We start from the raw sequence: 23,994 nt of genomic DNA on the forward strand, positions 1-23,994 counted from the left end.
CACGCCGTTCAGGGAGCACTACTCGATGTCGTCAAGCAAACTTTCCATCTCTCTGGCAAGGATCGGCGCAGCCTCTGCCGCCCTTCTTGCGCCGGTCGTCGCCTTTGCCCAGGAAGCCGCACCGGCAGCAGCCGCTGCCACTGCCGCAGCCCCCGTTCCCGACAAGGCCGACACGGCCTTCATGTTCTTCTCCACGCTGCTCGTCTTCTTCATGCTGATCCCGGGCCTCGCGCTCTTCTACGGCGGCCTCGTCCGCGCCAAGAACATGCTGTCTGTGCTGATGCAGTGCACCGTCATCGGCGCAGCGATGATGATCGTCTGGGTCGTCTATGGCTATTCCTTCGCCTTCGGCGGCTCCACCAGCCCCTATTTCGGTGGCTTCGCCAAGATGTTCCTCGCAGGCGTCTCGCTTGAAAGCACATCGGCCACCTTCTCCGAAGGCGTGGTCATTCCGGAATACATCTTCATGCTGTTCCAGATGACGTTCGCGGCGCTGACGCCGGCGCTCATCATCGGCGCCTTCGCCGAGCGCATCAAGTTTTCGGCTGCCGTGCTCTTCTCCATCCTCTGGGCAACCTTCGTCTACTTCCCGATCGCCCACATGGTCTGGGACGGCAATGGTCTGCTCTTCGGCATGGGCGCGCTCGATTTCGCCGGCGGCACCGTCGTGCACATCAATGCCGGCGTCGCAGGCCTGATCGGCGCGATCATGGTCGGCAGGCGCACCGGCTTCGGCAAGGACATGATGGCTCCGCATTCGATGACGCTGACGCTCGTCGGTGCGGCGATGCTGTGGTTCGGCTGGTTCGGCTTCAATGCCGGCTCCAATCTCGAAGCTTCCGGCGGCGCGATGCTCGCAACCGTCAACACCTTCCTCGCAACGGCAGCCGCTATCCTCTCCTGGTCGGTCGTCGAAACCTTCTCCCGCGGCAAGGCTTCGATGCTCGGTGCGGCCTCGGGCATGATCGCCGGTCTCGTCGCCATCACCCCTGCCGCCGGCATTGCCGGCCCCATGGGCGCGATCGTCATGGGCCTGATCGTTTCGCCGCTGTGCTACTTCTTCGTCTCGGTGGTGAAGAACAAGTTCGGCTACGACGACACCGCTGACGTCTTCGGCGTCCACGGCGTCGGCGGCTTCTTCGGTGCGCTGGCAACCGGCATCTTCGCATCGTCCTCGCTCGGCGGCATCGGCTATGCCGACGGCGTCACCATGGGCGGCCAGTTCATGACCCAGCTTACCGCCGTTGCCATCACCATCGTCTGGTGCGGCGTCGTCTCGGCCATCCTCTACAAGGTGGTCGACGCGATCGTCGGCCTGAGGGTCTCGGTCGAAGCCGAGCGCGAAGGTCTCGACCTCTCGTCCCACGGCGAAGCCGCCTACCACAGCTAAGCCCATCGCGGCGCCGTCAACAGGCGCCGCTCAACGTCCCGTCGCGGTCCGTCTGATGCGGATCGCCTTTGGCCCGGATCGAAAGATCCGGGCTTTTTTGCCCAATCACGCCGATTGCACACCGTCGCCAACCGGTATTTTAGCGGCATATACGCATGGTTAATGTCGCATTAACCGTACTCCGCTTAGGTTGATTCCATGGCGCGCAATGTGCCTTGAAGATCGAGACGGGCAGCAGGCAACATGAGCAGAAGCAATCCGGCAACGCTTGACAGCCGTTCCAACCGGTTCGTGCTAACCACTTTCGTTTGGCGACAGATCGCGTCGCTGGCGGGCTTCGCGCTGTTCGGCGCGCTGGCGCTGGCCATCGCGGCGCTATCGACATGGAACGTTGCCGATCCGAGCTTTTCCTATGCCACCTCGGACGAGCCGACCAACGTGCTCGGTTATGCCGGCGCTGCCTTTGCCGACATCTTCATGCAGTTTTTCGGGCTCGCAAGCGTCGTCGCGCTGCTTCCGGCCGTTGCCTGGGCACTGGTGCTGATCGGCGGCAGGCGCTTCGACAAGATCTTCAAGCGCCTCGGCCTCTGGTTCGTCGGATCGGTGCTTGCCGGAGCGGCCTTGAGCTGTGTTCCGGCGCCGATCACCTGGCCGCTGCCCAACGGCCTCGGCGGCGTCTTCGGCGACATGATCCTGCGTTTTCCCGCGCTGTTCACCGGCGCCTTCCCGACCGGCACCTTCGCCACCGTGCTTGCCTGCATCTTCGCCGCCCCTGCCGCCTGGTGCCTGATCTACAGCGCCGGCCTGATCGGTGTCGGCGAGGAGGAGGACGAAGACGAGATCGAAGAGCCGACGCCGAGCAAGGCCCGCACCGTGCGCGACGAATTGGACGAAGACGACAGCGAAGGCCCCTTCACCTTGCTGATGGGCTCGTTTGCCCACATGCGCTACACCCTGCAGGCACGTGTCCGCCGCGTCTTCGGCATGAGCGGAACCCGCACCCCGACGAAGCGCCAGTACGACGAGCCCTACGATTTCAACAATGACGAATTCGGCACGCTGAACGAGCCGGTCCGGCCGAAGCCGATGGCTGCCGGCGACCGCATCGAACCTTCGCTCGACCGCTCCGAACGCCGCGTCGTCACGCCGCCGCCGATCATGGCCGACGACGATGACGACCTGCCCTTCGACATGGACGACCGCCGCCCCGCCGGCATTCTGCCCGATGACGAAGACGACGATCTCGACGTGGCAGCCGACTGGGCGCCAAGGGCCGCACCGCCGAAGCAGGGCCTGCCGAAGTCCGGTTCGCGTGTTGCCACACCGCCCCCCCGCCCGAAGACGAGCCAGCGGCTCGAGCGCGAAGCGCAGCGCTCCTTCGTCGAGGATGACGACGGCGATTTCGCGCTGCCGCCGATGCATTTTCTCGCCGAGCCGAAGAACGTCACCCGCGACGCCTCGCTCTCCGCCGATGCGCTGGAACAGAACGCCCGCATGCTCGAAGGCGTGCTTGAAGACTTCGGCGTCAAGGGTGAAATCATCCACGTCCGCCCCGGTCCGGTCGTCACCCTCTATGAACTGGAGCCGGCGCCGGGCATCAAATCGTCGCGCGTCATCGGCCTTGCCGACGACATCGCCCGCTCGATGAGCGCGATTGCTGCCCGCGTCGCCGTCGTGCCAGGCCGCAACGCCATCGGCATCGAGCTGCCGAACCAGCGCCGCGAAACCGTCTACCTGCGCGAACTGATCGGCTCGCGCGACTTCGAGACGAGCAAGGCGCGTCTGGCCATGGCGCTCGGCAAGACCATCGGCGGCGAACCGGTTGTCGCCGATCTCGCCAAGATGCCGCATCTGCTTGTCGCCGGCACCACCGGCTCGGGCAAGTCGGTGGCAATCAACACCATGATCCTGTCGCTGCTCTACCGCCTGCGCCCCGACCAGTGCCGGTTGATCATGATCGACCCGAAGATGCTCGAACTCTCGGTCTATGACGGCATCCCGCATCTGCTTTCGCCCGTGGTGACCGACCCGAAGAAGGCGGTCGTCGCGCTCAAGTGGACGGTGCGCGAGATGGAAGAGCGCTACAAGAAGATGTCGAAGATCGGCGTGCGCAACATCGACGGCTTCAACACCCGCGTCGAGCAGGCGCTGGCCAAGGGCGATGCGATCACCCGGACGGTGCAGACCGGCTTCGACCGCCAGACGGGCGAAGCGATCTACGAGACCGAGGAATTCGACCTGTCGCCGATGCCCTATATCGTCGTCATCATCGACGAAATGGCCGACCTGATGATGGTCGCCGGCAAGGACATCGAAGGCGCGGTGCAGCGGTTGGCGCAAATGGCACGTGCCGCAGGCATCCATGTCATCATGGCGACGCAGCGCCCCTCGGTCGACGTCATCACCGGCACGATCAAGGCCAACTTCCCGACCCGCATCTCGTTCCAGGTGACCTCGAAGATCGACAGCCGCACCATCCTCGGCGAACAGGGCGCCGAACAGCTGCTCGGCATGGGCGACATGCTCTATATGGCCGGCGGCGGACGCATCCAGCGCGTCCACGGCCCCTTCGTCTCAGATACCGAAGTCGAGGAAGTCGTCGCCTATCTCAAGACCCAGGGCACGCCGCAGTATCTCGACGCGATCACCGAAGACGACGACGAGGACAATGACGGCGGCGGCCCGGCCGGCACGTCCAACCTTGCCGATTCCGACGACCCGTACGACCAGGCGGTGGCAATCGTCCTGCGCGACGGCAAGGCCTCCACGTCCTATGTGCAACGTCGCCTCGGGATCGGCTATAATAGGGCCGCATCGCTGATCGAGCGCATGGAACAGGAGGGCATCATCGGCCCGGCCAACCACGCCGGAAAGCGGGAAATCCTCGTGCCGACCGAAGCGGAAATCACCGGCCGGTAAACCCGGCTGTTGTCCCGGGCGCCAATCCGGGCCCGGTAACGGTCATGTGAGAGCGCAGGCGCTGGTAGGTCATGAAAACCGCCTTGAAGGCGCCGCACTTGCGCTCCAGATGATCAAGGAAATGAAGGAGACTGCGATGACTGAGACGAAAACCACCCAAGGCAACAATCCGGCGATGTCGCGCCGTGTATTCGTTTGCGGCCTCGCGGCGCTCGCGGGCATGGGTGGCGCCGGTCTTGACGTCACGAAGGCCTTCGCCCAGGCGCCGGGCTCCGCCCAGAAGATCGCCGACCACTTTTCGTCGGTGAAGACCATGGCCGGCGAATTCGTGCAGTTCGGCCCGCGCGGCGAGCAGACCGGCGGCAAATTCTATATCCGCCGCCCCGGCCGCATCCGCTTCAACTATGAAGCGCCTTCGCCGATGCGGGTGATTGCCGACGGCAAGTCGGTGGTCATCGGCAATATGAAGCTGAAGACCTGGGACATCTACCCGCTCTCCAAGACGCCGCTGAACCTGCTGTTGAGCGAAAAGATCGACCTGACCGGCAAGATGGTGCGTGGCGTCAAGGAAGAATCCGATCTCATCACCATCGTGCTCGGCGATCGCTCGATCTTCGGCGATTCGACCATTACCATGATGTTCGATCCGAAGACCTACGACCTGCGCCAGTGGACGATCACCGATGCGCAGAAGAAGGACACTTCGGTGATGATCTTCAACGTCCAGACCGGCATGGCGTTGGACGACAAGGTGTTCAAGATCCCCTACGACGAAGTGCGCAACAAGGGCCGCTAAGGTATTTCCAGGACAAGTGCGGAGCGGTTTTCCGTCAGGAAAAACTTGAAGAAAATGAGATAGAGCGTTTCATCCAGCCGTGCTTGTGGACATCGGCCGCCTCCCGGCGGCCTTTTGCATGCCTTCCTTGTCGCCAGCCGCCAGACCTGCTTAAACCACTCGGACATCAAACCACATCCGTCCCGAGCCGGGCCCCCTCACCTTCGATTGTCCGGCCTCATCCAGATAGAGGAATGAGGAATGGCCCTTTCCGTCGCCACCTGGAATATCAACTCCGTTCGCCTGCGCATGCCGCTGGTCGAGCATCTGCTGAAGACCTGGCAGCCCGACATTCTCTGCCTGCAGGAAACCAAGTGCCCGAACGATCAGTTTCCGTCGAAGCCGCTGAAGGCTCTGGGTTACAACCACATCGAGATGCATGGCCAGAAGGGCTACCACGGCGTGGCGACGATTTCGCGCCTGCCCTTGCACGAGCTCAGCGACCGCCGCGATTACTGCGGCGTCGGCGATGCGCGCCATCTTTCGGTGGTGTTCGAGGCGGGCGGCAAGAAGATCCGCCTGCACAATTTCTACGTTCCGGCCGGCGGCGACGAACCGGACCGCTCGATCAATCCGAAGTTCGGCCACAAGCTCGATTTCGTCGATGAGATGAAGCTGCTGCACGCCGAAGCCGAAGCAGGCATCTCGTCGATCCTCGTCGGCGACCTCAACATTGCTCCGCTTGAGGACGACGTCTGGTCGCACAAGCAGCTGCTGAAGATCGTCAGCCATACGCCGATCGAAACCGACGGCCTGACTTCGGTGATGACCGGCGGCGCCTGGGTCGACCTGATGCGTCAGCATACGCCGGCTCCGACCAAGCTCTACACCTGGTGGAGTTACCGCGCCAAGGATTGGGAAGCCGCCGACCGCGGCCGGCGCCTCGATCATATCTGGTCTTCAGCCGACCTCGCGCCGAAGCTCACGCAGGTGGATATCCTGCGAGAAGCACGCGGCTGGGAGCGGCCGTCAGATCATGTGCCGGTGATCGCGCATTTCGATATCTGACACCAACCTGCGCTGATATTGACCGATTGCGTGGGATCGTGTGCGGTCATCCGGCAAGAAGCATACCGTCAAGTGATGCCTTGGCATCGGTCGATTGCGACGCTGCCGGTGGCCGACAGGCGGCTCGCTCAAGTCCAAATGGCAGGTGAAGACGTCTGGCGTCCGGCCGTCGGCCGGGTGGGCGTCAGGCGAAACGGCCGGCCAGAGCGCCGGCGCGGCGGATCATCGCCTGCAGGTTCTCGCGGATACGCGCCTCGACGAGGGCGGCAACTTCCGGGTACTCCTCCAGCATGCGCCGGAAGAGCGGGCGATTGATGCGGATCACCTCGCTGTCTTCGTCTGCGGTCGCGGTGAACTTGCGCTCCACCATCGAGATCAGCGCCAGCTCCGACAGGAGCGCACCACGGCCGACGGTGGTGATCTCCGCCATCGCACCGTCGGCATCGGCTTTCGAAAGCGAGAGGCTGCCGCTGGCAATGGCATAGGCGCAGTCGGCCGGCGCGCCCTCGCGAAACAGCTCCTGCCCCTTGAACACGCGCCGACGTTCCGCGCCAAAGGCGATCAGCCTCAGCTTGTCCTCGCTGATATCGGCAAAAAGCGGCACATTGGACAGAAGAACGATGTCGTCGTTGAGCGCCAAGCGGCTAACCTCCCTGAATCACGATGCTTTCTGGTTCGAAACCCAGGAGCATCGCAATCGATTCGAATAGTCCGGAGCGGCTGACCTGGGGAAAATTCACTCCGCGTCGCCGCCTCACGGAACGATCTTGTAGCCACCGTTCTCTGTCACCAAAATCTCGGCATTGGAAGGGTCACGCTCGATTTTCTGGCGAAGCCGGTAGACATGCGTTTCGAGCGTGTGCGTCGTCACGCCGGAATTATAGCCCCAGACCTCTTCGAGCAGCACGTCGCGCGTCACCACCCTCTGGTCGGCGCGGTAGAGATAGCGGATGATTGCCGCTTCCTTTTCGGTCAGCCGGATCTTCTGGCCGTTTTCGAGAGTCAGCAGCTTCTGGCTTGGCTTGAACGTATAGGGGCCGACGCTGAAGGTCGCGTCTTCGCTCTGCTCGTGCTGGCGCAGCTGCGCGCGGATGCGGGCAAGCAGGACGGCGAAGCGGAACGGCTTGGTGACGTAGTCGTTGGCACCGGCCTCCAGCCCAAGGATGGTGTCCGAATCGGTATCGTGACCGGTGAGCATGATGATCGGTGCCTTGAAGCCGCCCTTGCGCAGGAGCTTGACCGCCTCGCGCCCGTCCATGTCAGGCAGGCCGACATCCATGATCAGTAGGTCGACCTGCTGGGCGCGCGCCGCCTGTATCCCCTTGCCGGCCGTCGCCTCCTGGAGAAGATCGAATTCCTCGTAAAGCGAAAGCTGCTCGACCAACGTTTCGCGCAGGTCATTGTCGTCGTCGACAAGAAGAATGGTACGGGTCGCCATGGGACAATTCCTGTTTGCTTCCGGTTTCAAACTAGCTCAAATGCCCGTGTTGGCAAGCGAACCGGTTTTGGAACCGCGTTATATATGCAACCGTGCTTATGGTGCCCGCCAAATCACGGACAATTCAAAAATCTGTGAGAGAGATGCGCAAGAAAACGTCGGGAAGAAGGCCAATCAAATCCGTCATCACCGTCCGGCCGGCCCCGCTTGATCGCAGGCGTGCACTGGTTACCTTCGATGGCCGCACGGAGCAAGCGGCCATCGGCCGCAGCGGCATCACCAGCCGCAAGCGCGAGGGTGACGGTGCCACGCCGCGCGCCGCGATGAAGCTCATTGGTGGCTACGTCAGACGCGACCGAATCCTGCTGCCGCCGACGCCGTTGCCGACACGGACCACGCGCAAGGGCATGCTCTGGTGCGACGCTCCCGACCATGCCCGCTATAACCGCCCGGCCAGTGCGCCCTTCGCCCCAAGCCACGAGGAAATGATGCGCACGGACGGGCTCTACGACATCTGCCTCGTGATGGACTGGAACCTTACCCGCCGGCGCCGCAATTCCGGTTCGGCGATCTTCTTTCACCTCATCCGTCCCGGATACGAACCGACCCAGGGCTGCGTCGCCGTAAGCCTTGCTGCCATGCGCCGGCTGATCCCGCACCTGCGTCGTGGCACGGTCGTCAAGGTTCTCTGATAGCGGGGCATCGACGCTTCAACATAGGCCAAGCTGAAGATCGATTAAAGAATTCGGAAAGCATAAGCCTGGCGAGAAATCCCAGCGTGCACAACCATCAACACTTCCGCAAGCTCTGGTGTCTATGTAGCCTCAAGCGAGAATTGCAGGGCGAGTGCAGCCGATGCTGACCATGACGGCCAAAGCGATGCCGGCAACCGACGGACGGTTCTTCCGGATGAAAGAGGTTCGCGACATCGCGAATGGCATCTCGCAAGATTCTGACATTGCACGGCTGCTCGACTGGGTCGAATCCTATCTGATGAACGGCCATCCCGATCTCGGACGAACCGGCGCCGTCTGCCCCTTTACCCGCCAGGCCGCCAGGATCGACACCGTTCGGCTGGCTATTTCTCACGCGCGTCCCGAAGACGAAGACACGACCTTTGCGCTGATCCGCGGCGCCTTTACCGAACTTGAAGCGATCCCATGCAAGCCGGCGATGCGGCATTTCCGCACCGTGATCGTCGGTTTTCCCGATTGCGACAGCGCCGAAGGGATAGCAATGTTGAAGCGCATCCAGCGGCGGCACCGGTTCTACTCGCTCGCCCGCGCCCGGATGATCGGCATGATGCATGCGGGCTCCGAGGATCGCGGCCTCTGGAACCCGGAGTTTCGCCCGCTTCGCTCCCCGATGCCCGTTCTGGCGATCAGGCATCTGGTCGAGAACGATGCCCCGTTTGCCGCCCTCCATCCGGCTCTCATGGTTGCCTACCTCGCCCGCTTTCCCATCAAGGGGACGCGGCGGCTTGTCAATCATTTCCGTAGCGGCTGAACCATGCCCGGCCGAGCAACCTCGCCGATCGCCGACACGGTCGAGAGAATTCCGAGCTCCCGCGTTTTGGGCGAAGATCTTCAAATCAGCGTCGTCACAAACCTCGACGGTTTCGAGGCCCTGCGAGAAGAATGGGACGATCTGTTCGAGCGGGCAGCCGGGCCTCAGCAGGTCTTCCAGCGCCACATCTTCCTGCGCCACTGGGCGCGGCACTATCTCGACGCAAGGACACAGCTCTGCATCGTCACCGGGCGCCAGGACGGGCGCCTCGTCGCCCTCTGGCCACTGACGCGCCGCCGCAAACTCGGCCTCGATGTGCTCGGCTTCATGGGAGCGCCGGTGGCCCAGTTCGGCGACGTGCTTGTCGAGACCGCTGGCGACCGACACGCCTTGCTCGAAGCCGGCTGGAATGCCGTCGCATCGCTCGGCGCCGACATTTTCGAGGCCCGGCGGGTGAGAGCGGACGCAGCCCTGTGCGGATCGGCTATCCCGGGCGGCGCCTGCTTGCCTGGCGACGTGCAGGCGCCCTTTGCAAGCCTGTCGCGGCGGGTGGCTGTCGATGGCCCTGGTATCGCCTATTCCGCACGCGAGCGATCGAACTACCGGCGTCGGCTGCGAAGGCTGCGCGAGCGCGGCGACGTCACCTTCACCGAGCCGGACCCGGGTTCTACAGCCGTGGCGGCCGCAGTGGCCGCCATCACCATCAAGAAAAGCTGGCTGCTCGAAAACGCGATCCTGTCACCGACCGTCATGGACAGCCGCTTCCAGGCGTTCTTCGAAGATCTGGCCGGCGACCCCGGCGCCGGCCTGCATGGCTCGACGATCGCCTGCGACGGGCGGCCGATCGGCGTCGATCTCGCCTTCGATTGCAAGGGCCACACGTTCGGACACGTGCTGGCAATCGACCCCGGCTACGATCGCGAGGGCCTTGGGCGGCTGCTCATCCATCGAACATTCGCGGCCGCTGCCCACCGCGGCAACCGGGTCTTCGACCTGCTGGCACCGGCGGACGGCTACAAGATGCAGCATGCCGACGGGCTTGTTGCCGTCAGGGACTATGCCTTCGCATTCTCCTGGCGCGGGCGGCTGATACGCGAGCTTGTGATGGCGCGGCTACAACCGATGGCCAAGACCTGGGCAAGGCGCCTTCCGGCCGACCTGCTGCGCAGGCTGGTAACGCGCGCAATCTGAACCGATCAGGCGAGCTGGCGAGCCGTCACGAAATCGACGAGACGACACCCGCCGGATGCAAGGTCCTCCCAGCTGGAACCGTCGAACTCGAATACGGCAAGCGCCGCCGTTGGAAACTTCTCTCGCATGCGCACGAGTGCCTCGTCCTTGCCCGATCCGGCAATGAGATGCGCCAGATCCTCCATACCCGGATTGTGACCGACAACAACCAGGTTGCGGATAGCCGGGTCGACCGCGCGAATGGTGGTCAAAATGGCAGGTGCTGCCACTTCGTAGATGTCGCGCGTCTCGCGAGCGGGGATTGGCGGCGGCAAGTTATCCCTAACCAGCGCCCAGGTTTCCCGCGCCCGTCGCGCCGTGGAAACGAGGGCGAGCCCAGGGATCAATCCCTTGCGCTCCATATAGGCGCCGATCAGCGGCGCCGCCTTGCGGCCCCGGTCGCCGAGCGGCCGATCATGGTCTGGAACGCCTTCCGGCCAGGCGGATTTGGCGTGGCGCAGCAACATCAGGCGGTATGTTTTCGCCCTGTGATCCTCGGCCATGACCGCCTCCTTTTGCTATGGCGAGCCGTTCCGCACGCTACAGCGCCGCGCGTCAAATATGACGCGCAAAGGACGCTGTAACGCTTTAAACCTGCTGCATAATTTTCTCCTTAAATCGATTCCGATTTAAGGAATTATGCAGTAGCTCCATTCTTGCACTGCAACCGCATTTTGTCCTGCGGGATGCGACATAAAAAAGGCCGCCCCGAAGGGCGGCCATCAACGCCGGAAAAGCTCAAGAACCGGCTTATTTCCACTCACGCCAGCCTATTTCCACTCACGGATGTCGACGAAATGTCCGGCGACAGCGGCTGCCGCCGCCATTGCCGGCGACACCAGGTGCGTACGTCCCTTGAAGCCCTGGCGGCCTTCGAAGTTACGGTTGGAGGTCGAGGCGCAGCGCTCGCCCGGCTTCAGCCGGTCATCGTTCATCGCCAGGCACATCGAGCAGCCCGGCTCGCGCCAGTCGAAGCCCGCTTCCCGGAAGATCTTGTCGAGGCCCTCGGCTTCCGCCTGTTCCTTGACGAGGCCGGAGCCCGGCACGATCATCGCCGACACGGTCGACGCGACCTTGCGGCCCTCGACGACAGCGGCAACGGCGCGCAGATCCTCGATGCGGCCGTTGGTGCACGAGCCGATGAAGACGCGGTCGACTGATATGTCGGTGATCTTGGTGCCGGGCTTCAGGCCCATGTAATCGAGCGCGCGCCACTTGGAGGTGCGCTTGGTCTCTTCCGGGATCTCGTCCGGGTTCGGGACGATGCCCTGAACCGAGATGACGTCCTCGGGCGACGAACCCCAGGACACGATCGGCGGCAGATTGGCTGCGTCGAGCACGACGACACGATCGTAGTGCGCGCCTTCGTCCGTGTGCAGCGTCTTCCAATAGTCGAGCGCCATCTCCAGGGCCTTGCCCTTCGGCGCGCGCGGCTTGTCCTTGATGTATTCGAAGGTCGTTTCGTCGGGCGCGATCAGGCCGGCGCGGGCGCCGCCCTCGATCGTCATGTTGCAGATGGTCATGCGGCCTTCCATCGACAGCGCGCGGATCGCTTCGCCTGCGAACTCGATGACGTGGCCGGTGCCACCGGCGGTGCCGATCTCGCCGATGATGGCAAGGATGATGTCCTTGGCGGTGACGCCCGGCGGCAGCTGGCCGTCGACGCGCACCAGCATGTTCTTGGCCTTCTGCTGGATCAGCGTCTGGGTCGCAAGCACGTGCTCGACTTCCGAGGTGCCGATGCCATGCGCCAGCGCGCCGAAGGCGCCATGCGTCGAAGTGTGGCTGTCGCCGCAAACGATGGTCATGCCCGGCAGTGTGAAACCCTGCTCCGGGCCGACGATATGCACGATGCCCTGGCGCTTGTCGTTTTCGGAGTAGTATTCGACGCCGAACTCGGCCGCGTTCGTGGCGAGCGCCTCGACCTGGATACGGCTTTCCTCGTTCTTGATGCCGAGGTGGCGATCCGGTGAGGTCGGCACGTTATGGTCGACGACGGCAAGCGTCTTTTCCGGAGCGCGGACCTTGCGGCCAGCCATACGCAGGCCTTCGAAAGCTTGCGGGCTCGTCACCTCGTGAACGAGATGACGATCGATGTAGAGAAGACAGGTGCCATCGTCCTGGCTGTTGACCAGATGGTCGTCCCAGATCTTGTCATAGAGAGTACGCGGTGCGCTCATGGCGATATATCCATCGAATTTTCAGAAGTAAGGGAAAAGCCGGCAGCCAGGCGGCCGGAAACTGATCAAAGGATCAGGATAGGAGGCTTGTCAGCGCCCCGGATACGCGCGCGAAAAAGCGTGCCGGCAGACGCTTGTGGTCCTGCAGCACGACGATTTTCTGCTCTCGACACCCGAACTTGGATTCCATGGGGCCGTACATATCAATTTTTTGACACTTCGGCAATCGGTCGAAGCGGCCTCAACGCTGCTCGGCGCGCCGCAAGCGCCGCTCGAGCCCGCGCAAGCCCAGCGACAGACCGATGGTCAGGACGAGATAGACATAGGCGACGATCGAATAGGTCTCGAAGAAGCGAAAGGAGCCGGAGGCATAGACCTTGCCCATCTGGGTGATGTCGGCAACGCCGAGCACCGAGACCAGCGAGGAGTCCTTGACCATGGCGACGAAGTCGTTGCCGAGCGGCGGCAGGATGACGCGGATCGCCTGCGGGAAGATCACCAGGCGAAACCGCTGGTAACGCGTCAGGCCCAGCGCTTTCGCCGCCTCGACCTGCCCCTTGTCGACCGAGAGGATGCCGGCCCGGAACACCTCGGCGATGAAGGCGGAATAGCCGATCATCAGCGCCATGATCGCCCGCCACATCAGCGAGATGTCGCGCACCACCACCGGCTCCATCCAGCCTGCCGAAATCAGCGGCGCGGTGATGAAGTTGGCGACGGTGACAAGCGCCGGCGCCCCGACGAAGGCGATGTAGAACAGGAGCACGAGGATCGGCACGCCGCGAATGACCTCGGTGTAGAAGCGTGCGATCTGGCGAAGTGCCGCATGCTCCGACAGCGCCATCAGCGCGATACCGAGACCGAGCGTCGTCGCCAGCACGAAGCCCATCAGGGTCACGAAGATGGTGACGCCGATGCCCTTGAGAACGACGTTGAAGACTTCGGTGTAGATGTCATTGGCGACGATGACCGCGGCGAGCGCCACGGCAATCACCAGAAGGGCGACCAGCCACCAGGGATAGTCGCCCTTTGCGGACATATCAGAAGATTGTGGGGAGGCCATCGCCAGCGATCAGCCGCCCATCTTGTAGTCGAGGAACCACTTCTTGTCCAAGGCGTCGAAGGTTCCATCCTCCTTCAGCGCCTTGATCGCGGCGTTCACCGGAGCGACCAGGTCGGAGCCCTTGGGGAAGATGAAGCCGAAATCCTCGGTGCCGAGCGGGCCGCCTACGACCTTCAGCTTGCCTTCCGAGGAATCGACATAACCCTTGGCGGCGACGCTGTCGGTCAGGACGACGTCGACGTCGCCGGCCTTGAGCGCCTGCACGGTGGCGCCGAAGGTCTCGAACAGCTTGATGCGCGGGTTCTGCTCGTTGCCGTCGAGCATTTCATAGACGGCGGTGTAGAACGGCGACGTGCCCGGCTGCGCACCGACCAGGCCGTCGGCAAAGGCGCCGAAGCTCTTGCCGTCATTGAAGCGGTTCTCGTCGCCGCGCACCAGCATGAACTGCTGCGAACGCATGTACGGGTCGGAGAAATCGACCTTTTCCTTGCGGTCGTCCTTGATGGTGATGCCGGTCATGCCGATCTGGTACTGGCCGTCATGCACCGCCTGGATCATCGCGTCCCAGCTGGTGTTCTGGTACTCGACCTTGAAGTTCAGACGCTTGGCGATCTCGTTCATCGCGTCATATTCCCAGCCGATCGCCTCACCCGTCTTCGGATCGACGAACTGCAGCGGCGGGTAGGCATTTTCCGTGACGACGACAACCGTCTTGCCGCCGAGATCCGGCAGGTCGCTGGCGAAAGCCGGTGCAGAAAAAGCAAATGGAACGGCAAGTGCGGCTGCGATGCCCGCAAGCACATGGCGACGGATTGTCATTGGAGGAGCTCCCGAAAATTGTGGCAGCGGAAAATGTCACGGATTGTGGAGAAAAGACAAGCGCATAGTACCAAAAAAGAAAGGCGGCCCGAGGCCGCCTTTCCTACAATCCAGAAGGATTGAAATCTTATTCCGCTGCGGCTTCCGCTGCTGCCTTGGCTTCGGCGGCTTCAGCTGCTGCCTTTTCGGCTGCGAGAGCCTGAGCTGCTGCAACCTTTTCAGCTTCGATGCGTGCCTTTTCCTCGGCAACGGCCTGACGCTCGGCTTCGTTCAGCTTGCGGGCGCGCGTACCGGTGTTTTCAACGATACGAGCCGACTTGCCGCGACGATCGCGCAGGTAGTAGAGCTTGGCGCGACGGACCTTACCGCGGCGAACCACTTCGACGCTCTCGACGAGCGGAGAGTAAACCGGGAATACGCGCTCGACGCCTTCGCCGTAGGAGATCTTGCGAACGGTGAAGCTTTCGTTGATGCCGCCGCCGGAGCGAGCGATGCAAACGCCTTCATAGGCCTGAACGCGGGTACGCGAGCCTTCGACAACGCGGACGTTGACGCGCAGCGTGTCGCCTGCGGAGAAATCGGGGAGCGTGCGCTTGGCCGCAATCTTGGCGGCCTGTTCGGCTTCCAGCTGCTGGATGATGTTCATCGGGTTAACCTTTCAAGTTCTTCTGAAACAGCCAGAGCGCTCTCGATCGACCTGTCGGACTTGCCTTCAGATGTTGCCGGACCCGGCAGGAGCGGATTCACCATTCTTTGTTGGTGGTCGACGGGCAAAAAACCCGAACCGGGGCGGCACTTACACGAAGAAACCCCGCTTGTCATCCCCGCAAGCCGCATTTTCCGGGCCATGGAGGCGTTCGGCGCGAATTCTATCAGAGATTTCGAAATAACGCGCATGGAAATGCATCGGGGAAATGCATGCGAGCGCGGGCTTGCGGCCGCAACCGCTGCGGGCTATGCCGGGCTGGGTAGCGGGGGGAGACCATGCATTTCTTCGAAATACTTCTGCTTTTCGTCGCCGGTCTCCTGTCGGGCATGGTCAATGCGATTGCCGGTGGCGGAACCTTCCTCACCTTCGGCGCCATGACCCTTGGCGGGTTGTCGCCCATTGTCGCCAATGCGACGTCGTCGATCATCCAGCTTCCCGGCTATATCACCTCGGCGCTTGCCTATGCCAAGGAGATTCGCGCAGACCGCCGCCAGGCGATCCTGCTCGGTGTCATCTCGGCGGTCGGCGGGCTTGTCGGCGCGGTGTTGCTGATCTCCCTGTCGAACGCTTCGTTTCGCGCGCTGGTGCCCTGGCTGCTGATCGTCGCGACGGCGATCTTCGCCGCCGGGCCGCTCCTGAAGCCCAAGGCCCGCATCGACGAGCATGCGATCAGCCCGGCCGGCATCGTCAGCCAGTTCGCAACCTCGATCTACGGCGGCTTCTTCGGTGCCGGCATGGGCATCATGATGCTGGCCGTGCTGGGGCTTGCGACCGGTGGCGGCTATCACCGCCTGAACGCGCTCAAGAATTTCATCTCGATCGTCATCGCCACCATCGCCATCGTCATCTTCGCCGCCGGCGGCGTCGTGTCGTGGCTGCATGCGGCGATCATGGTTCCAGGTGCAGCGCTCGGCGGTTATCTCGGCGTCTGGGCGGCCCGGCGCGTGCCGCAGGCGGTAATCCGCGCCCTGGTCGTGGCAGTCGGGCTGTTGCTCGCCGCCTATTACTTTTTCACGGGTTGAGCGATGAGATCGGGCCGACGCTCCTCGGTCAGCCGACGGGCTTCGGCTTCGCGCCATTTGGCAATGGCGCCGTGATTGCCGGAGGTCAGCACCGGCGGGATCTCCCTGCCCTCGAAGACCTGCGGGCGCGTATAGTGCGGATGCTCCAGCAACCCGCCTTCGAAGCTTTCATGAACGCCCGACAGCTCGTTGCCCATCACCCCAGGCAGAATGCGCACGACGGCGTCGAGCAGCGTCAGTGCCGCCGGCTCGCCGCCGGACAGAATATAGTCGCCGATCGACACTTCCTCGAGGTCGCGAGCATCGATGACCCGCTGGTCGACACCTTCGAACCGGCCGCAGACGATCACCACGCCGGGGCCGTCGGCAAGTTCCCGCACGCGTTTCTGCGTCAACGGCCGACCGCGCGGGCTCATCAGCAGCCGCGGGCGATGATCGTCCTGAGACACTTCGTCGATGGCACGAGCAAGAACGTCGGGCTTCAGCACCATGCCGGCGCCGCCACCGGCCGGCGTATCGTCGACGGTGCGGTGCTTGTCCTCGGCAAAATCACGGATCTGCACTGCATCGATCGACCACTGGCCACGCTCCAGCGCCCGGCCCGAAAGCGAGGCGCCGAGATGGCCGGGGAACATTTCAGGATAGAGCGTGAGCACCGTTGCGCGGAAGGGCATTGCCTTACCGCTCACTTGCGCTTGGCCGAAAACGGGCTGCCGGGCTCGTCCTTGTCGTCGATGAGGCCGGCCGCCAGCGGATCGACCAGCAGCTTGCCGCCTTCGAGATCGATTTCAAGAACGGACCATTCGGTGAACGGGATGAGCACCGGGCGCTTGCCCGGTCCCTTGAGCTCAAGCAGGTCGCCGGCACCGAAATCGAACACGCCGGTCACGGTTCCGTAGCTCTTGCCGCTGCCGTCGATGGCCTCGAGGCCCTCGAGGTCAGCATAAAAGAATTCGTCTTCGTCGAGATCATCGTCGGGCAAATTGTCGCGATCGACGAACAGTTCGAGACCGTTGAGCGCCTCTGCGGCCGTGCGGTCGTTGACACCGCGAAAGCGGACGACAACCACGTTCTTGGCCTCACGGATCTCCAGCACCTCGAACACGCGCCCGTCGGTGCTATGAAGATGGCCGTAATCGCCGAGCGCGGTCGGATCCTCGGTGAAGGATTTGACCCTGACCTCGCCGCGCAGGCCTTGGGCCGCGCCGACAGTCGCCATCAGAACCGGGTTTTCGAGTTTGCTCATCATCCGCATCCGTTTCGGGATTTCAGCGTGCACATAACGGAAAACGGGCGGCATGGGAATGCCGCCCGTTTCCTTCATCCGTTTGCCGGATATTATTCCGCGGCACCTTCGGCAGCGGCAGCAGCGGCGTCTTCTGCCTTCTGCTTGGCTTCAGCAGCGCGCTCCTGAGCCTTCTTGCCCGGCAGACCCTTGGTCGGGTTGCTGCGAGCCGGACGCTGAGCGATACCAGCCTGGTCGAGGAAACGCATGACGCGGTCGGTCGGCTGGGCGCCCTGGGCGATCCAGTGGCTGATGCGCTCGGCGTTCAGCTCGACGCGCTTTTCGTCGTCCTTGCCGAGCATCGGGTTCCAGGAACCGATCTTCTCGAGGAAGCGGCCGTCACGCGGGCTGCGGGCGTCGGCAACGACGATCTGGTAGTAAGGACGCTTCTTGGAACCGCCACGGGCGAGACGAATTTTCAGTGCCATTTGAGTAACTCCTTGCAGGCTTTCTTGACCGCTTCGTTCAAGCGGAATGGGTGGTGCCGACGTTGCCCGCGGAATGCGTGCGATCGGCGGCGATGGCTTCATGATGCCGGATGACTTCCTTGATGATGAAGTTCAGGAACTTCTCGGCGAAATCCGGATCCAGATTGGCATCCTTCGCCAGATGGCGAAGACGTTCGATCTGGTATTCTTCGCGCGCCGGATCGGCCGGCGGCAGATTGTGCTTGGCCTTGAGAACACCGACCGCCTGGGTGCAGCGGAACCGTTCGGCCAGCATGTGAACGAGCGCGGCATCGATGTTGTCGATCGACTGCCGGTAACCCGCCAATTCTTTCTTGATCTCAGGATCAATCATCTCTCACCGATCCTCACTTCTTCTTGGGCAGGCCGGGAAGGCCGGGGAAACCACCAAGGCCCGGAAGCTTGGCGCCACCGAGACCGGGAAGGCCACCGCCGCCAAGGCTCGGCATGCCGCCGGGTTTGCCAAGGCCGGCCGCTTCCGCCTGCTTCTGCAGCGCTTCGAGCTGCTTGGGGTCGATATTCGACAGGTCGGGCATGCCGCCGCCAAGGCCACCGAGGCCCATCTTGCTGGCGAGGCCGCCCATCATCTGCTTCATCATGCCGCCTTTGCCCTTGCCGCCCATCATCTTCATCATGTCCGCCATCTGGCGGTGCATCTTCAGAAGCTTGTTGATGTCGGCAGCATCCGTGCCGGAACCGGCGGCGATGCGCTTCTTGCGGGAATGCTTGAGCATATCCGGGTTGGCGCGCTCGGCCTTGGTCATCGACGAGATGATGGCGATCTGGCGTCCGAACAGCTTGTCGTCGAGACCGGCCGAAGCCATCTTGTCCTTCATGCCGACCATGCCGGGCATCAGGCCCATGATACCGCCCATGCCGCCCATCTTCTGCATCTGGCGCAGCTGGTCGGCGAGGTCGTTCAGGTCGAACTTGCCCTTCGCCATCTTGGCGGCCATCGCGGCCGCCTTTTCGGCGTCGATGTTCTCGGCAGCCTTTTCGACGAGCGAGATGATGTCGCCCATGCCGAGAATGCGGTCGGCGACGCGACGGGGATGGAACTCTTCGAGTTCGCCCATCTTTTCGCCGACGCCGATGAGCTTGATCGGCTTGCCGGTGACGGCGCGCATCGAAAGGGCGGCACCGCCGCGGCCGTCGCCGTCCATGCGGGTGAGCACCAGGCCGGTGATGCCGACGCGTTCGTCGAAGTTGCGCGCGAGATTGACGGCATCCTGACCGGTCAGCGCATCGGCAACCAGCAGGATCTCATGCGGATTGGACTTCCGCTTGATTTCCGCCATTTCGATCATCAGCGGCTCGTCGATATGCGTGCGGCCGGCAGTGTCGAGGATGACGATGTCGTGTCCGCCGAGCTTGGCGGCCTGCACGGCGCGCGCAGCGATATCGGTCGGCGACTGGCCGGCGATAACAGGCAGCGTATCGACGCCGGTCTGGACGCCGAGCTGGCGAAGCTGTTCCTGGGCGGCCGGGCGACGCGTGTCGAGCGAAGCCATCAGGACCTTTTTCTTGTCCCGCGTCTTCATCCGGCTGGCGATCTTGCCGGTGGTCGTCGTCTTGCCCGAGCCCTGCAGACCGACCATCATGATGACGACCGGAGCCGGCGCATTGAGGTCGATGGTGACGCCCTCGGAGCCCAGCATCTCGACCAGCTCGTCATGGACGATCTTGACGACCATCTGCCCGGGCTTGATCGATTTCAGGATCTCGGCGCCAACCGCCTTCTCGCGAACCTTTTCGGTGAAGGCGCGCACGACGTCGAGGGCGACGTCGGCTTCGAGCAACGCACGGCGAACCTCGCGAAGCGCCGCGGAAACATCTGCTTCCGACAATGCACCGCGGCCGGTCAGTCCATTCAATATGGAACCAAGGCGGTCCTGGAGGCTCTCGAACATTCTCACTTCCTTCTGGTTTCCGGTGGCATGGAGACTAGCCGGAAACGTGGGTTCCTTCGCCTGAAAAACAAGGCGCAAAGCCAAAAACCACCCGAGGGCGCAACGCGCTGTCGGATGTTGACCTCCGGGCTCTCTTTATACCTTTGCGGGGCCCGGTCGGTGGCTTCGAAGTCATCAACTTGCGAAGGAATTTGCCGCGATAAACAGGAAAGCGGCCGAAAAGTCAAGAACGACAGGCAAATCCGGCGGCAGGGATTTCAGACATTGGCTGCGGCCGCGATGATCACGGCGCCAAGTCCGTAGAGAACTGCGGTCATGGGCCTTCCTTCCTGTCTTGCGCCCCGAGTTCGCGCGCCAGGTCCTCGAACGCGGTCGCGACGCGCGTCATGACCCTGAGTGCCGCAACCACTTCGGTCTGGTTGATATCGCCCAGAACCGCGTGCAGCAATTCGAGTTCGCGCCGGTGGAGTGCCTCGAACAGGTCGCGACCGGCAGGGCTCGGCACACAGAAATAGGCGCGCCGATGTTCCGGGTTGGGTCGCTTTTCCAAAAAACCCTTTTCCAGCAGCCCGACGACGACGCGCAGCACGAACTGCCGTTTCATCGACAATCGCCGCGCCGCCTCCGGCACCGTCAACGGTTCGGCGCAGAGAAGCTCCAGCACCGCCCTTTCGGCGACCGAAATGCCCGAGCCTTCCAGTATGTGCTCAATCGAGCGATGCACATTAAGATGGATCGGCCGGACCAGCTTGATGGCCTTGTAGAGACGTTCCTGTTTGTCGAAGCGAACCAGCATAAGGTACAATAGCAATCGAGTTGCTACATTCAAGATTTTCTTAAACCTTGCCCTTTCACCCTGTAACGACGCATCGGAAGCGCCTATGTTTTTTAGACACAGCCACCGAACAATCGCCGGAAGACGACGATGCCGAAGGTGAATCCTTATTACCGGGGGCCTGCCTCCGACCACTTCGACGGTACGCGGTTCTTCAACCCCAACGGCCGGCAGCCGCGAGGCATGATCGACCTTCTGCGCTGGCAGCTCGGTCACGGCAAGGTGAAGTGGCCAGCGCATTATCCGAGCCCGTTTCAGCAGGCAAAGCCGGAGCTGAGCATCGAGGCCGATCGCCTGCGGGTGACGATGGTCGGCCACGCGACCCTGCTCATACAGGTGCATGGCTTCAACATCCTGACCGACCCGGTCTGGGCCCACAGGGCGAGCCCCTTTGCCCTTGTCGGCCCGTCGCGGCGCAATGCGCCCGGCATCGAGATGGACGATCTGCCGCCGATCGACCTCGTGCTCGTCACCCACAACCATTACGACCACCTCGATCTCGACACGCTGGCAGCCCTCAACGAGGAGCACAGCCCGCTGATCGTCACGCCGCTCGGCAACGATACGATCATCCGCCGCACCGTGCCGGACGCGACCATATCCGTTCTCGACTGGGGCGACCGGCTGGACCTCGAAGACGAGCTGGTGATCCATGCCGAGCCCTCCCATCACTGGTCGGCGCGCGGCTCTGGCGACCGCCGCATGGCGCTCTGGGCCGCCTTCGTCATCGAAACCCCGGTCGGCAAGATCTATCATGTCGGCGACACCGGCTTTCACGGCGGCATCAATTATCGCGCAGCCCGCGAAAAGCATGGCGGCTTCCGCCTCGCCAACCTGCCCTTCGGCGCCTACGAGCCGCGCTGGTTCATGCAGGATCATCACCAGAACCCGGAGGAGGCGGTCCAGGGCATGATCGACTGCGCCGCCGACCACGTGGCCGGGCACCACTGGGGAACCTTCCGGCTGACCGATGAAGGCGTCGATGCTCCGGTTAAGGCGCTCGAACAGGCACTGGACGAGGCGGAAATCGCACGCACCCGCTTCAGGGCCATGCGCCCGGGCGAAATCTTCGACGTGCCGCCCTCGGCACCGACGGACCAATGAAGCCGGCACTGGTAATTTCCGGGCTTTTCCGCCATATACAGCCCGAATGAAGGGTGCCTCCGCTTGGCGAGGCCGGTTTGGACAATCGCGACATGGCCGACAACGTGCAATTTGCCAGAATGAACGGGCTTGGAAACAAGATCCTGGTCGTCGACATGCGCGGCCGCCGCGACCGCGTGACGCCGCAGGCAGCCATTGCGCTCAACGCCGATCCGGCAACCGCCTTCGACCAGATCATGGCGATCCACGATCCGAAGGCCGCCGGCACCGACGCCTGGATCGACATCGTCAATTCCGACGGCTCGATGGCGCAGGCCTGCGGCAACGGCACCCGCTGCGTCGTCCAGGCGCTCGCCGCCGAGACCGGCAAGAAGACCTTTCTCTTCCATACGGTTGCCGGCCTGCTCGAGGCCAGGGAGCACGACGACGGGACGATCTCCGTCGACATGGGAAGCCCGCGCTTCGGCTGGAACGAGATCCCGCTGTCGGAAGAGTTTCACGACACGCGCCGGATCGAGCTGCAGATCGGCCCGATCGACAATCCCGTGCTGCATTCGCCCTCGGTTGCCTCCATGGGCAATCCGCACGCGATCTTCTGGGTCGACAACGACGTCTGGTCCTACGACCTCGAACGCTTCGGACCCCTGCTCGAAAACCACCCGATGTTCCCCGAGCGGGCCAACATCTCGATCGCGCGCGTGCTGTCGCGCGGCGAGATGGATCTGCGAACCTGGGAACGCGGCGCCGGCCTGACGCTCGCCTGCGGTTCTGCCGCCTGCGCCGCGGCCGTCAGCGCCGCGCGGACGGACCGCACCGACCGCAAGGTGATCGTCAACGTACCCGGCGGCCCGCTTTCGATCGAATGGCGTGAAGCGGACGACCACGTCGTCATGACCGGCCCGGCCGAATGGGAATGGTCGGGAACCGTCGATCCCGCCACCGGCGCCTGGCAGCGAGATGAAGCCCAACCGGGAACCGCGGGGGCCCGGGCGCTTTGAGCGGCGTCGAGGTCATAACCTTCGGCTGCCGTCTCAATACCTACGAATCCGAAGTGATGCGGGCGGAAGCCGAAAAGGCGGGGCTGAACAATGCCATCCTCGTCAACACCTGCGCGGTGACCGGCGAGGCCGTGCGCCAGGCGCGTCAGGCGATCCGCCGCGCCCGCCGCGACAACCCGCATGCCCGCATCATCGTCACCGGCTGCGCTGCCCAGACGGAGAAGGAAACCTTCGCCGGCATGGCCGAGGTCGACGCCGTGCTCGGCAACGAAGAGAAGCTGAAAAGCGCCTCCTATCGTTCCCTGCCCGATTTCGGCGTCTCGGCGGAAGAAAAGCTCCGCGTCAACGACATCATGAGCGTGCGCGCCACCGCGCCGCAGATGGTCAAACATATCGACGGTCACGTGCGCGCCTTCATCCAGGTGCAGAACGGTTGCGATCACCGCTGCACCTTCTGCATCATCCCTTACGGCCGCGGCAATTCGCGCTCCGTGCCGATGGGCGCGGTGGTCGACCAGGCGCGCAGGCTCGCCGATGGCGGCTATAGCGAGATCGTCCTGACCGGCGTCGATGCCACGAGCTACGGCGCCGACCTGCCGGGAACGCCGACGCTCGGACTGCTGGCGAAAACTCTCCTGAAACAGGTGCCGGATATCCGCCGCCTGCGCCTCTCGTCGATCGACGGCATCGAGGCCGACAGCCATCTGTTCGACCTGATCGCCGACGAGACCCGCTTCATGCCGCATCTGCATCTGTCGCTGCAGCATGGCGACGACATGATCCTGAAACGCATGAAGCGTCGCCATTCGAGTGCTGACGCCCGCGCCTTCGCCGATCAGGTCCGGCGCTTGCGCCCCGAGATCAGCCTCGGCGCCGACATGATCGCCGGCTTCCCGACGGAAACCGAAGAGATGTTCGAAAACGCCGTGCGGCTTGCCGAGGATTGCGGCATCGCCCATCTGCATGTCTTTCCCTATAGCCCCCGCCCCGGCACGCCGGCCGCGCGCATGCCGCAGCTCGACCGGGCGGTGGTCAAGGATCGCGCCGCGCGCCTTCGTGCGACGGGTGCGGCACTCCATGCCCGCCACCTCGATAGCATGGTCGGCAGCGAGCAGACATTGTTGGTCGAAAACAACGGCCTCGCGCACACCGAAAACTTCACGCTCGTCGATGCCGCCGGCCTCAAACCCCGTGCGCTTGTGCCGGTCACGATCACCGGCCACAATGGCAAGCATCTGACGATGCAGGTAAAACAGATGGCTGCGGCCTGACTCAT

24 protein-coding genes are annotated in these 23,994 nt (G+C 63.2%); 11 read left to right on the forward strand and 13 right to left on the reverse strand.

Going from position 1 to position 23,994, the window contains the following annotated elements:
* Window positions 1-25 precede the first annotated feature (25 nt).
* From BC360_RS06775 to BC360_RS06790, 4 genes are all read left to right on the forward strand, one after another.
* Window positions 26-1,390 carry an ammonium transporter gene (locus BC360_RS06775; protein WP_065794675.1) on the forward strand — a complete coding sequence of 455 codons (1,365 nt, stop codon included), beginning with the start codon at window positions 26-28 and terminating at the stop codon, window positions 1,388-1,390.
* A 243-nt stretch (window positions 1,391-1,633) separates the two neighbouring features.
* Complete coding sequence (locus tag BC360_RS06780) at window positions 1,634-4,309, forward strand: FtsK/SpoIIIE family DNA translocase (RefSeq protein ID WP_065794676.1); 2,676 nt, start codon at window positions 1,634-1,636, stop codon at window positions 4,307-4,309.
* A gap of 136 nt (window positions 4,310-4,445) precedes the next feature.
* Window positions 4,446-5,105 (forward strand): outer membrane lipoprotein carrier protein LolA, encoded by a 660-nt coding sequence (locus BC360_RS06785; RefSeq protein ID WP_065780816.1) that lies wholly within the window; start codon window positions 4,446-4,448, stop codon window positions 5,103-5,105.
* 240 nt (window positions 5,106-5,345) lie between these two features.
* Window positions 5,346-6,152 (forward strand): exodeoxyribonuclease III, encoded by an 807-nt coding sequence (locus BC360_RS06790; protein WP_065780531.1) that lies wholly within the window; start codon window positions 5,346-5,348, stop codon window positions 6,150-6,152.
* A 184-nt stretch (window positions 6,153-6,336) separates the two neighbouring features.
* On the opposite strand, the gene BC360_RS06795 is transcribed toward BC360_RS06790, so the two are convergent.
* Together BC360_RS06795 and BC360_RS06800 are read right to left on the reverse strand one after the other, a co-directional pair.
* Window positions 6,337-6,792, reverse strand: coding sequence for a cyclic nucleotide-binding domain-containing protein (locus BC360_RS06795; protein ID WP_053249171.1), 456 nt, complete (start codon window positions 6,790-6,792; stop codon window positions 6,337-6,339).
* Between the two features lie 114 nt (window positions 6,793-6,906).
* Window positions 6,907-7,590: a response regulator transcription factor gene (locus tag BC360_RS06800; protein ID WP_053249170.1), complete on the reverse strand. Its 684-nt coding sequence runs from the start codon at window positions 7,588-7,590 to the stop codon at window positions 6,907-6,909.
* Between the two features lie 143 nt (window positions 7,591-7,733).
* Here BC360_RS06800 and BC360_RS06805 point away from each other — a divergent pair, with 143 nt between their 5' ends.
* The 3 genes from BC360_RS06805 (at window position 7,734) to BC360_RS06815 (ending at window position 10,287) form a co-directional block, all read left to right on the forward strand.
* On the forward strand, window positions 7,734-8,282 hold the full coding sequence (locus tag BC360_RS06805; RefSeq protein WP_065794677.1) for a L,D-transpeptidase family protein: 549 nt from the start codon (window positions 7,734-7,736) through the stop codon (window positions 8,280-8,282).
* Window positions 8,283-8,445: 163 nt separating this feature from the next.
* Complete coding sequence (locus BC360_RS06810) at window positions 8,446-9,096, forward strand: DUF6875 domain-containing protein (protein WP_065794678.1); 651 nt, start codon at window positions 8,446-8,448, stop codon at window positions 9,094-9,096.
* A 3-nt stretch (window positions 9,097-9,099) separates the two neighbouring features.
* Window positions 9,100-10,287: a GNAT family N-acetyltransferase gene (locus BC360_RS06815; RefSeq protein ID WP_065794679.1), complete on the forward strand. Its 1,188-nt coding sequence runs from the start codon at window positions 9,100-9,102 to the stop codon at window positions 10,285-10,287.
* 5 nt (window positions 10,288-10,292) lie between these two features.
* Here the strand turns inward: BC360_RS06815 and BC360_RS06820 are convergent, their stop codons facing one another.
* The 5 genes from BC360_RS06820 to rplS all read right to left on the reverse strand — a co-directional run bounded on the left by BC360_RS06820 (window position 10,293) and on the right by rplS (window position 15,034).
* A complete protein-coding gene (locus tag BC360_RS06820; protein ID WP_065793347.1) occupies window positions 10,293-10,829 on the reverse strand; it encodes a SixA phosphatase family protein in 537 nt (178 codons plus the stop codon).
* Between the two features lie 267 nt (window positions 10,830-11,096).
* Entirely contained in the window at window positions 11,097-12,506 is a 1,410-nt protein-coding gene (gene leuC / locus BC360_RS06825) for a 3-isopropylmalate dehydratase large subunit (protein WP_065794680.1), read from the reverse strand.
* A gap of 241 nt (window positions 12,507-12,747) precedes the next feature.
* Window positions 12,748-13,569: an amino acid ABC transporter permease gene (locus tag BC360_RS06830; protein WP_065780519.1), complete on the reverse strand. Its 822-nt coding sequence runs from the start codon at window positions 13,567-13,569 to the stop codon at window positions 12,748-12,750.
* 9 nt (window positions 13,570-13,578) lie between these two features.
* Window positions 13,579-14,388: a basic amino acid ABC transporter substrate-binding protein gene (locus BC360_RS06835; protein ID WP_065780517.1), complete on the reverse strand. Its 810-nt coding sequence runs from the start codon at window positions 14,386-14,388 to the stop codon at window positions 13,579-13,581.
* A gap of 127 nt (window positions 14,389-14,515) precedes the next feature.
* Window positions 14,516-15,034: a 50S ribosomal protein L19 gene (rplS, locus tag BC360_RS06840; protein ID WP_065780514.1), complete on the reverse strand. Its 519-nt coding sequence runs from the start codon at window positions 15,032-15,034 to the stop codon at window positions 14,516-14,518.
* A gap of 338 nt (window positions 15,035-15,372) precedes the next feature.
* Between rplS and BC360_RS06845 the strand changes: the two genes are divergently transcribed.
* Window positions 15,373-16,119, forward strand: coding sequence for a sulfite exporter TauE/SafE family protein (locus BC360_RS06845; protein ID WP_065780511.1), 747 nt, complete (start codon window positions 15,373-15,375; stop codon window positions 16,117-16,119).
* Here BC360_RS06845 and trmD read toward each other — a convergent pair.
* The 6 genes from trmD to BC360_RS06875 all read right to left on the reverse strand — a co-directional run bounded on the left by trmD (window position 16,101) and on the right by BC360_RS06875 (window position 20,592).
* Window positions 16,101-16,793: a tRNA (guanosine(37)-N1)-methyltransferase TrmD gene (gene trmD, locus BC360_RS06850; protein WP_065780508.1), complete on the reverse strand. Its 693-nt coding sequence runs from the start codon at window positions 16,791-16,793 to the stop codon at window positions 16,101-16,103. The genes BC360_RS06845 and trmD overlap by 19 nt on opposite strands.
* Window positions 16,794-16,804: 11 nt before the next feature.
* Complete coding sequence (gene rimM, locus BC360_RS06855) at window positions 16,805-17,365, reverse strand: ribosome maturation factor RimM (RefSeq protein WP_065780815.1); 561 nt, start codon at window positions 17,363-17,365, stop codon at window positions 16,805-16,807.
* A 92-nt stretch (window positions 17,366-17,457) separates the two neighbouring features.
* Window positions 17,458-17,832, reverse strand: a complete 375-nt coding sequence (gene rpsP, locus BC360_RS06860; RefSeq protein WP_065780506.1) for a 30S ribosomal protein S16 — start codon at window positions 17,830-17,832, stop codon at window positions 17,458-17,460.
* Between the two features lie 37 nt (window positions 17,833-17,869).
* Window positions 17,870-18,205: a chorismate mutase gene (locus BC360_RS06865; protein ID WP_065780504.1), complete on the reverse strand. Its 336-nt coding sequence runs from the start codon at window positions 18,203-18,205 to the stop codon at window positions 17,870-17,872.
* 13 nt (window positions 18,206-18,218) lie between these two features.
* Entirely contained in the window at window positions 18,219-19,781 is a 1,563-nt protein-coding gene (ffh, locus tag BC360_RS06870; protein ID WP_065794681.1) for a signal recognition particle protein, read from the reverse strand.
* 313 nt (window positions 19,782-20,094) lie between these two features.
* Window positions 20,095-20,592 carry a MarR family winged helix-turn-helix transcriptional regulator gene (locus BC360_RS06875; protein WP_244512678.1) on the reverse strand — a complete coding sequence of 166 codons (498 nt, stop codon included), beginning with the start codon at window positions 20,590-20,592 and terminating at the stop codon, window positions 20,095-20,097.
* A gap of 114 nt (window positions 20,593-20,706) precedes the next feature.
* Here BC360_RS06875 and BC360_RS06880 point away from each other — a divergent pair, with 114 nt between their 5' ends.
* The 3 genes from BC360_RS06880 to mtaB all read left to right on the forward strand — a co-directional run bounded on the left by BC360_RS06880 (window position 20,707) and on the right by mtaB (window position 23,989).
* Complete coding sequence (locus BC360_RS06880) at window positions 20,707-21,720, forward strand: MBL fold metallo-hydrolase (protein ID WP_065780498.1); 1,014 nt, start codon at window positions 20,707-20,709, stop codon at window positions 21,718-21,720.
* A 92-nt stretch (window positions 21,721-21,812) separates the two neighbouring features.
* Entirely contained in the window at window positions 21,813-22,718 is a 906-nt protein-coding gene (gene dapF / locus BC360_RS06885) for a diaminopimelate epimerase (protein WP_208858157.1), read from the forward strand.
* On the forward strand, window positions 22,715-23,989 hold the full coding sequence (gene mtaB, locus BC360_RS06890) for a tRNA (N(6)-L-threonylcarbamoyladenosine(37)-C(2))-methylthiotransferase MtaB (protein WP_065794684.1): 1,275 nt from the start codon (window positions 22,715-22,717) through the stop codon (window positions 23,987-23,989). Before dapF ends, mtaB begins: the two co-directional genes overlap by 4 nt.
* Window positions 23,990-23,994: the final 5 nt, after the last annotated feature.

The sequence above is a fragment of the Ensifer sp. LC163 genome, from assembly GCF_001695855.1.
Taxonomy (GTDB): domain Bacteria; phylum Pseudomonadota; class Alphaproteobacteria; order Rhizobiales; family Rhizobiaceae; genus Ensifer.

Bases quoted from the DNA above. Each gene is read 5' to 3' on its own strand.
- leuC (WP_065794680.1), bottom strand. From the start codon at position 12,506: ATGAGCGCACCGCGTACTCTCTATGACAAGATCTGGGACGACCATCTG.
- BC360_RS06830 (WP_065780519.1), bottom strand. From the start codon at position 13,569: ATGGCCTCCCCACAATCTTCTGATATGTCCGCAAAGGGCGACTATCCC.
- rplS (WP_065780514.1), bottom strand. From the start codon at position 15,034: ATGAACATCATCCAGCAGCTGGAAGCCGAACAGGCCGCCAAGATTGCG.
- dapF (WP_208858157.1), top strand. From the start codon at position 21,813: ATGGCCGACAACGTGCAATTTGCCAGAATGAACGGGCTTGGAAACAAG.
- BC360_RS06810 (WP_065794678.1), top strand. From the start codon at position 8,446: ATGCTGACCATGACGGCCAAAGCGATGCCGGCAACCGACGGACGGTTC.
- BC360_RS06800 (WP_053249170.1), bottom strand. From the start codon at position 7,590: ATGGCGACCCGTACCATTCTTCTTGTCGACGACGACAATGACCTGCGC.
- BC360_RS06815 (WP_065794679.1), top strand. From the start codon at position 9,100: ATGCCCGGCCGAGCAACCTCGCCGATCGCCGACACGGTCGAGAGAATT.
- BC360_RS06805 (WP_065794677.1), top strand. From the start codon at position 7,734: ATGCGCAAGAAAACGTCGGGAAGAAGGCCAATCAAATCCGTCATCACC.
- ffh (WP_065794681.1), bottom strand. From the start codon at position 19,781: ATGTTCGAGAGCCTCCAGGACCGCCTTGGTTCCATATTGAATGGACTG.
- BC360_RS06835 (WP_065780517.1), bottom strand. From the start codon at position 14,388: ATGACAATCCGTCGCCATGTGCTTGCGGGCATCGCAGCCGCACTTGCC.
- BC360_RS06785 (WP_065780816.1), top strand. From the start codon at position 4,446: ATGACTGAGACGAAAACCACCCAAGGCAACAATCCGGCGATGTCGCGC.
- BC360_RS06820 (WP_065793347.1), bottom strand. From the start codon at position 10,829: ATGGCCGAGGATCACAGGGCGAAAACATACCGCCTGATGTTGCTGCGC.
- BC360_RS06775 (WP_065794675.1), top strand. From the start codon at position 26: ATGTCGTCAAGCAAACTTTCCATCTCTCTGGCAAGGATCGGCGCAGCC.
- trmD (WP_065780508.1), bottom strand. From the start codon at position 16,793: ATGCCCTTCCGCGCAACGGTGCTCACGCTCTATCCTGAAATGTTCCCC.
- rpsP (WP_065780506.1), bottom strand. From the start codon at position 17,832: ATGGCACTGAAAATTCGTCTCGCCCGTGGCGGTTCCAAGAAGCGTCCT.
- BC360_RS06865 (WP_065780504.1), bottom strand. From the start codon at position 18,205: ATGATTGATCCTGAGATCAAGAAAGAATTGGCGGGTTACCGGCAGTCG.
- BC360_RS06880 (WP_065780498.1), top strand. From the start codon at position 20,707: ATGCCGAAGGTGAATCCTTATTACCGGGGGCCTGCCTCCGACCACTTC.
- BC360_RS06790 (WP_065780531.1), top strand. From the start codon at position 5,346: ATGGCCCTTTCCGTCGCCACCTGGAATATCAACTCCGTTCGCCTGCGC.
- BC360_RS06845 (WP_065780511.1), top strand. From the start codon at position 15,373: ATGCATTTCTTCGAAATACTTCTGCTTTTCGTCGCCGGTCTCCTGTCG.
- rimM (WP_065780815.1), bottom strand. From the start codon at position 17,365: ATGAGCAAACTCGAAAACCCGGTTCTGATGGCGACTGTCGGCGCGGCC.
- BC360_RS06780 (WP_065794676.1), top strand. From the start codon at position 1,634: ATGAGCAGAAGCAATCCGGCAACGCTTGACAGCCGTTCCAACCGGTTC.